The organism is Dactylosporangium aurantiacum, from assembly GCF_000716715.1.
Lineage (GTDB): Bacteria > Actinomycetota > Actinomycetes > Mycobacteriales > Micromonosporaceae > Dactylosporangium > Dactylosporangium aurantiacum.
Window position 1 is genome coordinate 260,213 of sequence record NZ_JNYJ01000036.1, and the last position, 10,629, is coordinate 270,841.

General features: G+C 73.5%; 8 protein-coding genes. 6 read left to right on the top strand and 2 right to left on the bottom strand.

Annotated features, from left to right (window positions below; all coding sequences use genetic code 11):
- Window positions 1-95 precede the first annotated feature (95 nt).
- The 3 genes from OP18_RS62045 to OP18_RS34595 all read left to right on the top strand — a co-directional run bounded on the left by OP18_RS62045 (window position 96) and on the right by OP18_RS34595 (window position 6,425).
- On the top strand, window positions 96-4,304 hold the full coding sequence (locus OP18_RS62045; RefSeq protein WP_033363291.1) for a hypothetical protein: 4,209 nt from the start codon (window positions 96-98) through the stop codon (window positions 4,302-4,304).
- Between the two features lie 113 nt (window positions 4,305-4,417).
- Complete coding sequence (locus OP18_RS34590; protein ID WP_211273762.1) at window positions 4,418-5,734, top strand: DEAD/DEAH box helicase; 1,317 nt, start codon at window positions 4,418-4,420, stop codon at window positions 5,732-5,734.
- A gap of 85 nt (window positions 5,735-5,819) precedes the next feature.
- Window positions 5,820-6,425, top strand: coding sequence for a putative glycolipid-binding domain-containing protein (locus OP18_RS34595; RefSeq protein WP_033363292.1), 606 nt, complete (start codon window positions 5,820-5,822; stop codon window positions 6,423-6,425).
- Here OP18_RS34595 and OP18_RS34600 read toward each other — a convergent pair.
- The gene (locus OP18_RS34600) at window positions 6,422-6,868 is read right to left on the bottom strand and encodes an Lrp/AsnC family transcriptional regulator (protein ID WP_033363293.1); all 447 of its coding nucleotides are present in this window, start codon (window positions 6,866-6,868) and stop codon (window positions 6,422-6,424) included. The two genes, OP18_RS34595 and OP18_RS34600, sit on opposite strands and share 4 nt — an antisense overlap.
- Window positions 6,869-7,055: 187 nt before the next feature.
- Here OP18_RS34600 and OP18_RS55855 point away from each other — a divergent pair, with 187 nt between their 5' ends.
- A complete protein-coding gene (locus tag OP18_RS55855) occupies window positions 7,056-7,283 on the top strand; it encodes a BldC family transcriptional regulator (protein WP_033363294.1) in 228 nt (75 codons plus the stop codon).
- On the opposite strand, the gene OP18_RS34610 is transcribed toward OP18_RS55855, so the two are convergent.
- Window positions 7,246-7,875: a UbiX family flavin prenyltransferase gene (locus tag OP18_RS34610; protein WP_033363295.1), complete on the bottom strand. Its 630-nt coding sequence runs from the start codon at window positions 7,873-7,875 to the stop codon at window positions 7,246-7,248. The genes OP18_RS55855 and OP18_RS34610 overlap by 38 nt on opposite strands.
- A 68-nt stretch (window positions 7,876-7,943) precedes the next feature.
- Here OP18_RS34610 and OP18_RS34615 point away from each other — a divergent pair, with 68 nt between their 5' ends.
- The gene (locus OP18_RS34615; RefSeq protein ID WP_033363296.1) at window positions 7,944-9,404 is read left to right on the top strand and encodes a menaquinone biosynthesis decarboxylase; all 1,461 of its coding nucleotides are present in this window, start codon (window positions 7,944-7,946) and stop codon (window positions 9,402-9,404) included.
- Window positions 9,401-10,303 (top strand): menaquinone biosynthesis prenyltransferase MqnP, encoded by a 903-nt coding sequence (gene mqnP, locus OP18_RS34620; RefSeq protein ID WP_033363297.1) that lies wholly within the window; start codon window positions 9,401-9,403, stop codon window positions 10,301-10,303. The genes OP18_RS34615 and mqnP overlap by 4 nt, the downstream gene beginning before the upstream one ends.
- The last annotated feature ends 326 nt before the right edge of the window (window positions 10,304-10,629 follow it).

The following is a 10,629-nucleotide window of genomic DNA, read 5'->3' on the forward strand; positions in this document are numbered from 1 at the left end:
GTGGCACCGTGGAGCCGGGACTGGCGGAGGGGCACGCCGGCGGCACGGCGACGCCCACGCAACAGTCGCACAGGGCAAGGTCATGGAGGGCAGCGATGGACGAGCGGGAGACACGGGACGGCGCACGCGGCGAGGAGGTGCGGGCCGGCTCGCCGTTCGGGTTCCCGCCCGGCGCCCAGCCGCAGGCGACCAGTCCGGAGCCCGAGCCAGACGCACTCGACGGCGACCTGCCGCCGCTGCCGCCGCCACCACCGGTCGGCGCCGAGCTCCCCCCGGACACCCCCGAAGAGGTGGTCCCGGACGCACCGTTCGAGCTGCCGCCCACGCCCGTCGACGGCGCGCTGTGGCCGGGCGGTGACCCGTTCGCCGGCGCCGACGAGGACGACGAGGACGACCCGGAGGTCGCGGCCATGGTCGCGGCGTTCAACTCGACCGACGCCGCAGTCGCACCGGGCTCGGCGTCCGCCGGCCTGAGCGAGGCCCCGGACGCTGCCGTGGGCGTGAGCGCCGGCCTGAGCTCCGGCGCGGGCGCTGGTCCGGACTTCGTCACGAGCTCTGGTGCGGGCTCTGGTGCGGGCTCTGGTGCGAGCTCCGGTCTGGCCGAGGCGCCCGCGGGCGTGGACGCCGGCGTGAGCGCGGCGCCTTCCACCATCGCCGGGCCTCCGGAGATCGGTCTCGGCGCGCTCGCCGGCCTCAGCGGGCTGCGCGAGGCACCCGCGTCGCAGGCGTCCGCACCGCCTGCGGAGGGTCCTGACGAGCCCCGGCGGCCGGCGGAGCCGGAGGCGGACGTCATCGCGGCCGCGCTCGCCAGCGAGCCGCCGGCGTACCAGCTGCCGGACTTCGACTCCGTAGCCGGGACGTACGGCCCCCCGCCCGCCGAGTCCACGCCGTACTCGGGGATTCACCCGGCCGAGCCGGTGTCGTCGGACGTCGGGGCGCCGTTCGCGCCGGTCCCGGTCTCCGGGTTCGGCGCGCCGGCCGCGGCGATCGACGAGCCGTCGGGCGCCGTCGACGCACCCGGGCCGGTGGCCGATCCGCCCGCCTCCGCCCCTGCCGCCCCTGCCGCTGACGAGGCGCTGCCTCCGCTGCCGAGCCGGGCCCGGGCGCCCCGGCAGCTGCCGGAGTCGTCGTGGGACGCGTTCGCGCTGCCGTGGAGCGCACCGTCGTCCGGTTCGTCCGCTTCGTCGTCCGCTGCCTCCTCGGGGGCCGCTGGTCCGTCGGAGCCCCAGGCCGCGCCGCCGCCGTTCGCGGTGCCTGCGCCCGCCGAGGCCCAGGCCGCGCCGCCGCCGTTCGCGGTGCCCGCGCCCGCCGAGGCCCAGGCCGCACCGCCGCCGTTCGCCGTGCCCGCGCCCGCCGAGGCCCAGTCCGCGCCACCGCCGTTCGCCGTGCCCGCCCCGGCCGAGGCCCAGTCCGCGCCGCCGGCGTTCGCGGTGCCGGCCGCGGAGCCGCCGGTGGTGTCGGAGCCGCAGGTGGTGCACCCGTTCGCGGTGCAGAGCCGGCCGGCCGCCGGGCCCGCGGCCGAACCAGTCCTCGCCCCCATCGACCGGCCCGTCGTCGACGTGCCGGCGCAGCCCTTGATGGCGCCTCCCTCGTCGGCACCGCCGGTCGCGCTGCCGGTCGCCGGGACGTTCGCCGCCGCCGTGGTCGCCGCCCGGGCCAGCGCTTCCGTGCCCGGCGCCCGTTCGGTCACCGCCGAGGAGGCCGCGCAGGCCGCCCGCACCGCCGGCACCCCGACGGTGTACCGCACCTCCATGGCCCTGCCGCAGTCCATGGGCTTCCCCGCCGCCGGCGCCGGCTCCTCCAACGACCCCTCCCCCGCCGCACCGTCCGCGCCCGGTGGTGCCGGTGGTCTGGGCGGCCCGGGGCAGCCTGAGCCGGGCCGGCCGAGCGAGCCTGGTCAGCCGAGCGAGCCGGGCCGGCCGAGCGAGCCGTTCCCGAGTCCTGAGCCGTCACCGTTCCCGAGCCCCGAGCCGGTGCCGACGCCGGAGCCGGCCCCGTTCCCGCCGGCGCCTGGGCCGGAGCCCATCCCGCAGCCGTACCCACCCGCGCCGCCCGCCCCGACGCCGCCCCCACCCGTGCCGAACCCGGAGCCGCCGCCACCGCCCTTCCCGGGGCCCGCCCCGGAGCCGACGCCGCCGCCGATCCCGGGTCCCGGGCCGCAGCCGCCGTCACCGTTCCAGGCCCCGGCGCCGTACACGACACCGTCGTCGCAACACCCGTGGGGCACGGGCGACACCGGCCAGCCCGCCGCAGCCGCCGCGGCCGGACAGGGTCCCAGCTGGGCACAGCCGCCGGCGCAGGGATGGGCCCAGCCGCCCGCGGCGCAGCAGCCGCCGCAGCAGTGGTCCGCTCCCCCCGCGCAGCCCGGCGTCTACGGCACCCCCGCCCACCAGCCACCGGCCGCTCCCAGCCAGCCGCCGGCCGCTCCCGGCCAGTACGGCACCCCCGGCCAGTACGGCACGGCGCCGCAGCCGGGCCAGTACGGCACCCCGGGCCAGCCAGCGCAGGGTCAGTACAGCGTCCCCGGCCAGCCCACCCCTGGCCAGTACGGCACCCCGCAAGGCCAGCAGCCCGGCCAGTACGGCACACCACAGGGCCAGCAGCCAGGGCAGTACGGCACCCCGCCCGGCCAGTACGGGACGCCGCCCGGCACGTACGGGCAGCCGCAGCAGTACTCCGCGCCGGGGCAGCCTCAGCCGGGGCAATCTGGTCAGCCGGGTTGGGCCGCGCCGCCGGCACCGGGCGGGCAGGGCGCACCGGGGCAGCCGAGCTGGGCCACGCCGCAGGGCCAGCCGGCGTCGGCGCCGCCGTCGCCGCAGGGCTGGGCCGCGCCGCCGAGCCCTCCGGTGTCCACGCCGCCGTCGCCGCAGGGCTGGGCCGCTCCGCCGGCTCCCGCGCAGCCGGGCTGGCAGCAGCAGCAGCCAGGGCAGCAGCAGCCGGCCGCGCCGGGATGGGCGCCACCGCCCGCGTTCGCGCCGCCGGTCTCCGGTGGTCCGGCGTCGGCCCCGCCGTCGTCGGGCGGCCCCGCGTTCGCCCCGCCCGTTTCGGGCGGTCCGGCGTCCGCGCCACCGTCCTCTGGCGGGCCTGCCTTCGCGCCACCGTCCTCTGGCGGTCCGGCGTTCGCGCCGCCGGCTTCGAGCGGGCCGGCCTTCGCGCCACCGCCGTCGAGCGTTCCGGCGTCCGCGCCGCCGGTCAGCGGGCCGGCCTTCGCGCCGCCGCCGTCCACGCCCGTGTCGTCCGCGCCGGCCGCGTTCGCGCCGCCCACCTCGGGCGCAGGCGCACCCTCCGCGCCGCCGGCGTCGGCAGGGGTGCCGGGGGCGGGGCAGCCGTCGTACACGATGCCGACAACGACACCATCCGATTCCATGCCGCCGGTGTCGGCGCCGCCGGCGTTCTCCATCCCCTCGGCGAGCCCTTCCGCGGCGACCCCGCCCGTGTCGGCGCCGCCGAACTGGGCGCCGGGTGGGGCACCGTCCTGGGCGCAGCCGGCCGACCAGCAGGTTTCCGCTCCTGCGGCGCCGAGCTGGGCGCAGCCGCCCGCGAGTGACGCGGTGTCGGCACCGTTCGCGCCGAGCTGGGCGGCCTCGCCGGCGGCTGAGCCGGCCGCGCCGTCCTCGCCGGGCTGGACGCCGCCGGCGCCGGAAGAGGCCGCGCCGGGCTGGGCACCGCCGCCGTCGGGGCAGGCCGCGTGGGCACCGCCCGCCGAGGGGCAGCAGCCGTCGTACTCGGTGCCGAGCGCCCATTCCGACCTGCCGCCGGTCCAGCAGACCGGGTGGGGCGCGCCGTCCTGGGCGCCGCCGCCGTCGGCGGGGCCGGAGCGCGACGACCGGGCGGCCAGCGACCGGGCGCCCGGTGGGGTCTACCCGTCGAGCGGGGCACCGGCCAACCCGGCTCCGCCGGCGCACCAGCAGCCGCCCGCGAACCCCCCGCCCGAAGAGGAGGAAGAAGTCCAAGTGGTCAGCGACGCGGGTCCTCCGCCCGCATCGGAAAGCTACGGCAACTGGGCACGGAACCAGCGCAGCTCTGCAGGCACAGTCTATGGCGGGCAACGCGTCACCCCGGTGACCGCGACCCCCGCCGACGGCGGCAGCTCACTGGAGAACACCGGCTCGCTTACCGGGCACATCTTGAGTCAAGGCACACAGGTAGCCGACGATGACGACGAGCCGGAGAAGTCCGGCAACCTGAAGGTCATGATCATCATCGGGATCATCGTGGTGGTGCTCCTGGTCGGCGGCTACCTGGCCGTTACGTTCTCCAAGTCGTTCATCGAGGAAATGTTCAGCGGCGTACCGCAGAAATAGTGAACCGCGACACCTCCGCGCGGGGTCAGTGAGCGAGATCGGATAAGCTGAAGGGTCTCCAATCGGAAGGTCCCAGCTCCTTGCTGCTCGCTGACCCCAGTTCGTACCCCTCCATCTTCGACGCGAAAGACCAGCTCGAAGCCGTAGAGGAAATCCAAGGGCCCGGTTTCGCCGGGCTCGGCCTGCCCAACAAGTTGGTGCGCGCACTTGCCAACCAGGGCATCACCGATCCGTTCCCGATCCAGTCCGCGACCATCCCTGATGTGCTCGCGGGCCGTGACGTCCTGGGCAGGGGGCGCACCGGTTCGGGCAAGACGCTCGCCTTCGGCCTGCCGTTGCTGGCCCGGCTCGCGGCCAGCGGGCGGTCCCGTCCGCACGCCCCGAAGGCCCTGGTCCTCGTGCCGACGCGCGAGCTGGCCATGCAGGTCAACGACGCGTTGACCCCGCTGGCCAAGACGCTCAATCTGTTCTGCAAGACCGCCGTGGGCGGCGTGCCGTACGACCGGCAGATCTGGTCGCTCGAGCGGGGCGTCGACGTGCTCGTCGCGACGCCCGGCCGCCTCGGTGACCTGATCAAGCGCGGCGTGTGCCGGCTCGACGCGGTGGAGATCACCGTGCTCGACGAGGCCGACCAGATGGCCGACATGGGCTTCCTGCCGGAGGTCACGGAGATCCTGGCGCAGACGCCGGCCACCGGCCAGCGCCTGCTCTTCTCCGCGACCCTCGACAAGGACGTCGACACGCTGGTCAAGCGCTTCCTGGTCGACCCGGTGACGCACTCGATCGAGCCGGCGACGGCGTCGGTCGGGTCGATGGACCATCACGTGCTGCTGGTCCCGCCGAACGACAAGTTCGCCATCGCCGCGTCGATCGCCGCCCGCAAGGGCCGCACGATCCTCTTCGTGAAGACGCAGCAGGCCGTCGACGAGCTGGTCGAGCAGTTCGCGGCCGTCGGCGTGCGGGCGGGCGCCCTGCACGGCGGCAAGACGCAACGGGTGCGCACGCGCACGCTCGCCGAGTTCAAAGAGGGCACGTGCGACGTGCTGGTGGCGACCGACGTCGCCGCGCGTGGCATTCACATCGATGACGTGTCGCTGGTCGTACACGTGGATCTGCCGCGGGACCAGAAGGATTACCTGCACCGGGCGGGTCGCACCGCGCGGGCGGGGGCGACGGGCACGGTCGTGACGCTGGTGCTGCCGCGGCAGCGTCGGCGGGCGGCGGCGCTGCTGGCGAAGGCCGGGGTCACCCCGACCGAGCTGCGGGTGCGGGCCGGCGACCCGGCGTTGGCCGAGGTCACGGGCGCCCGGCAGCCGAGCGGCGTGCCGGTGCGGATCCAGCGCAGCACCCCGCAGCACGGCGCGTCGCACTTCAGCGGCAGGCCCGGGCGGCGGCCGCAGCACGAGCATGATCGTCGTCCACGGCGTTAGGTGACGACAGGGCGGTCCGCAGAATCGGTGCGGACCGCCTTTTTGTCGCCCTCGTTTTGTCGTACCCGTCGGATAGCGTCTACGTATGACGGTGCTTCCACGGGCCTTCGCCTGGCAGCGGACCGACACTGCCGGCGGCGAGTTCGTCACGCTCGACGACCGCCGGGGCCTTTATGCCAAGGGCACGGCGTTCGCCGCCGACAATGCGTTGTATTCCTGTAGATATGAGCTGCACACCGACGAGGGCTGGGCGAGCACCCGGCTCGAGGTGACGGCCGAGGGTGCCGGCTGGCGCCGGACGTTGAAGATGGAGCGGGCCGCGGGGCGCTGGCGGGTCACCACCGGTGAGCAGGGTGACCTGGAGCGGGTGCTGCCGAGGGCGCCCTTCGCCGGCATCGAGGAGCCCGACCGGCTCCACCAGGTGCTCGACGTGGATCTCTACAACTCCCCGCTGACCAACACGTTACCGGTGCGCCGGTTGGGCCTGCACCGTGCGGCGCCCGGCACGGTGTCGACGATCGAGGCCGCCTGGGTGCTGCTGCCGAGCCTGGCGGTGTTGCCCCTCCAGCAGGTGTACGAGGTGCTGCCCGGCCGCCGGGTGCGCTACAGGTCGGAGACGTTCACGGCCGACCTGCAGCTGGACGACGACGGCTATGTCGTGGAATATCCGGGGCTGGCGGAGCTGGCCTAGCAGGCCGACTGGGGGCGGCCCTCCCATTTCGTCGACAGCGCGATCGCAGTGCGGGTCCGTGCGACGCCCTTGACGCGGTTCAGCTCGATGATGAGCCGTTCAAGGTCGCCAATGGTCTTCACGCGCGCCTTGCACAGGAATGATTCCTCACCCGCCATGAAGTAGCACGATTCGATCTCCGGATGCTCGCGCAGGGCTTCCAGGATGCCGTCGGTGTCGCCGCTGCTGTCGTGCACGATGCCGATGACCGCGGTGAGCGGCAGCCCGACGGCCTCCGGGTGGATCTCCGCCCGGTAGCCCTGGATGACGCCGGAGGATTCGAGCTTGCTGACGCGCTCGTGCACGGCCGGCGCCGACAGGCCGACCTTCCGGGCCAGCTCCGCATATGGAAGCCGGGCGTTGCCTCGAAGCAGGTCGATGAGTTGTCGATCGATCGCATCCATCGCGTCCAGCCTAATGGTCGGGGTTTTAGCACAGCTAATTACCCAACACGTGCGATTTCCTCGTTTCCCGGACACGGCACGCTAGCGGTGCTGTAATGGGCGTACATCCCAGGATGACTCGTGCTTTCAGCTTGCCGCATGGGGGTGCGCGGGCCCGATCGAGCCACCCATGGGTTAAGGAGGGGCCGTGGAGACGGGAGATCGTCTGCTGACGCCCGGCGAGGTCGCTGCCTTGTTTCGTGTGGATCCGAAAACGGTGACACGCTGGGCGGCGGCCGGCCGGATCAGCAGCATCCGAACCCCGGGGGGACACCGGCGGTTCCGGGAATCCGAGGTGCGGGCGCTGCTCGAAGGAGACGACGCGCTCGACGACACCTCTAACGGGAATGGCCGAGTTCACCCGACCAACGAGTGAACAAGGTATGAGACACGCCGGCGGCGTCGAGGACTTTGCCGGCGACGAAGTCGACGAGTTGGGCCGCCGTGGCCGCCGCTCCGGCCGAGTAGAAGCCGGGGCTGGCGGGGAGGACCACGGCGCCGGCGTCGTGCAGGGCAATGAGGTGCTCCAGGTGGCTGCGGGTCACCGGGGTCTCCCGCGGGACGACGACGACCGGTCGGCGCTCCTTGAGGTTGACCTCGGCCGCCCGTTGCAGCAGGTCCTTGGAGAGCCCGATCGCGATGCCCGCGCACGCCGCCGTGCTCGCCGGCACGATGAGCATGCCCTTGACCTGGTACGACCCACTGCTCGGCCCGGCGGCGAGATCACCGGCGGGCCAGTGGACCACGTCGCCGAGCTCGCGTCCGACCCACGTGGCCAGGTCGTCCTTCCAGTGCGCGTCGCGGAACCCGATCCCGGTCTCGTCGAGGATCGTGAGCCGGGCGGCGCGTGACACGATGAGGTCGACGGCCTCGCCCGCGTCGAACAGCGCCCGGATCACCGCCGCCGCATACGGCGTGCCGGACGCCCCGGACACCCCGACGACCCACGGCCTGCGCTGATCAACCACGCGGTCAACTCTGCCACAACTGACCGGCCCGCTCGGAAAGTGTCGTACCGGGTTGGCAGGATGGGGGCATGGCACGCGGCTTCCCATACGCAGACCTCAACGAGTTCCTGGCCGCCCTGCAGCGGGCCGGTGAGCTGCACCGCGTGTCCGCGCCGGTGGACCCGCACCTGGAGATCAGCGAGATTGTCACCCGCACCGTCCGGGCGGGCGGCCCGGCGCTGGTGTTCGACCGCCCGACCCGCGGCGACATGCCCGTCGCGATCAACCTGTTCGGCACCGAACGGCGCATGGCGATGGCACTCGGCGTCTCGCACCTCGACGAGGTCGGCGAGCGCATCGGCTCGCTGGTGAAGCCGGAGCTGCCGGTCGGCTGGGCGGGCATCCGCGACGGCATCGGCAAGCTGCTCCAGCTCAAGGCGGTGCCGCCGAAGCACGTGAAGACCGCGCCGTGCCAGGAGGTGGTCTACAAGGGCGACCAGGTCGACCTCAACCGGCTGCCCGGCCTGCAGATCTGGCCCGGCGACGGTGGGATCTACCACAACTTCGGCCTGACCCACACCAAGCACCCCGAGACCGGCAAGCGCAATCTCGGGCTCTATCGCCTGCAGCAGCACAGCCACAACACGCTCGGCATGCACTGGCAGATCCACAAGGACTCGACCGCGCACCACGCCGTGGCCGAGCGGCTCGGGCAGCGCCTGCCGGTGGCGATCGCCATCGGCGCCGACCCGGTCGTCTCCTATTCGGCGAGCGCGCCGCTGCCGTCCGACATCGACGAATACCTGTTCGCGGGCTTCCTGCGCGGTGAGCGGGTCGAGATGGTCGACTGCCTGACGGTGCCGCTGCAGGTGCCGGCCAACGCGCAGATCGTGCTCGAGGGGTATCTGGAGCCCGGCGAGCGCCTGCCCGAGGGGCCGTTCGGCGACCACACGGGCTTCTACACGCCGGTCGAGGACTTCCCGGTGCTGCACGTGGAGTGCATGACCACCCGCAAGCAGCCGATCTACCACTCGATCATCACGTCGAAGCCGCCGCAGGAGGACCTCGGCCTCGGCAAGGCGACCGAGCGCATCTTCCTGCCCCTGCTGAAGATCATGATCCCCGACATCGTCGACTACGACCTGCCGGCCGCCGGCGTGTTCCACAACTGCGTGATCGTGTCGATCCGCAAGCGCTACCCGAAGCACGCGCAGAAGGTCATGAGCGCCATCTGGGGCGCCCACCTGCTCTCACTGTCCAAGCTGATCGTGGTCGTCGACGACGACTGCGACGTGCACGACTACGCGGAGGTCGCCTTCCGCGCCTTCGGCAACGTCGACTACCAGCACGACCTGCTGCTCACCGAGGGCCCGGTCGACCACCTCGACCACTCCTCCTATCAGCAGTTCTGGGGCGGCAAGGCCGGCCTCGACGCGACGCGCAAGGGTCCGGCGGAGGGCTACCATCGCGGCTGGCCGGAAGAGATGGTCATGTCGCCCGAGGTCGTGGCGCGGGTCGACAAGCGCTGGAGAGAGTATGGGTTCAAGTGACGCTCGTTGAGGCACCCCGGAGCCGGGTCAAGGCATTCCTGCGGCTCGTCGCGATCGAGCATTCGGTGTTCGCGCTGCCGTTCGCCTATCTGTCGGCCCTGACCGCGATGACCGTCCACGGTGGCCGCGTCAACTGGGCGGACCTGCTCCTGGTGACGGTCGCCATGGTCGGCGCCCGCACGTTCGCGATGGCCGCCAACCGGATCATCGACCGCCACATCGACGCCCGCAACCCGCGCACCTCCCAGCGCGAGCTCGTCACCGGCGCCGTGTCCGTCCGCACCGCGTGGACCGGCGCCGCGGTCGCCCTCGTCGTGTTCCTGGGCGCCGCCGCTTTGCTCAACCCGCTCTGCCTGGCCCTCGCCCCGCTGGCCGTGGTGCCGCTGGTGCTCTACCCGTATGGCAAGCGCTTCACCAACTGGCCGCACGCGCTGCTCGGCCTCGCGCAGATGGTCGGCCCGGTCGGCGCGTGGCTCGCGGTGACCGGCGACCTGCGCGGCTCGGGCGCCGCCTGGGTCCTCGGCGCCGCCGTCGGCCTCTGGATCGGCGGCTTCGACCTCATCTACGCCTGCCAGGACGCCGCCGTCGACCGCGAGATCGGTGTCCACTCCGTCCCGTCCCGCTACGGCATCCCGTTCGCCCTCCACCTGTCGACCGCCGCGCACGTCGTGACGTTCGCCCTCTTCGTGTGGTTCGGCCAGCTCGTCGACCTCGGCTGGCTGTGGTGGATCGGCCTGGTGGTCACGGCGGTCGCCTTCGTCTACGAGCACGCCATCGTCCGCCCCGACGACCTGTCCCGCGTGAACCGCGCCTTCTTCACGGCCAACGGGTTCGTGGGGATCGCACTGTTCGTGTTCGCCTTGCTCGACCTGGTCATCCTGTCCGGCCTACGCCCCTGACCCGTCCGCGCTCCCAACCAGCCGGACGCGACGGTTGGGCGGGACGCACGCCGAGCCGGCACGCACGCCGGGCCGGCACGCACGCCGAGCCGGCACGCACGCCGAGCCGGCACGCACGCCGGGCCCAGCCAGCCGGGATGCACGCTGAGCCGGGCGGAGGCGTCTCGACCCGGCGCGGCAAGACGAGGTGAAGCTGCAAGGCCCGGCGAAGGAGGCCCGGCGAGGCAGGGCGTCGGGCCAAGCTCGACCTGGTCATCCTGTCCGGCTTACGCCCCTGATCAGCCCGCGCCCCCAACCAGCCGGACGACGGTTGGGCGGAACGCATG

What these genes read in the sequence shown, in the direction of transcription:
- OP18_RS34615 (WP_033363296.1), top strand. Translation starts at nt 7,944, where the DNA reads ATGGCACGCGGCTTCCCATACGCAGACCTCAACGAGTTCCTGGCCGCC.
- OP18_RS34595 (WP_033363292.1), top strand. Translation starts at nt 5,820, where the DNA reads ATGACGGTGCTTCCACGGGCCTTCGCCTGGCAGCGGACCGACACTGCC.
- OP18_RS62045 (WP_033363291.1), top strand. Translation starts at nt 96, where the DNA reads ATGGACGAGCGGGAGACACGGGACGGCGCACGCGGCGAGGAGGTGCGG.
- OP18_RS34600 (WP_033363293.1), bottom strand. Translation starts at nt 6,868, where the DNA reads ATGGATGCGATCGATCGACAACTCATCGACCTGCTTCGAGGCAACGCC.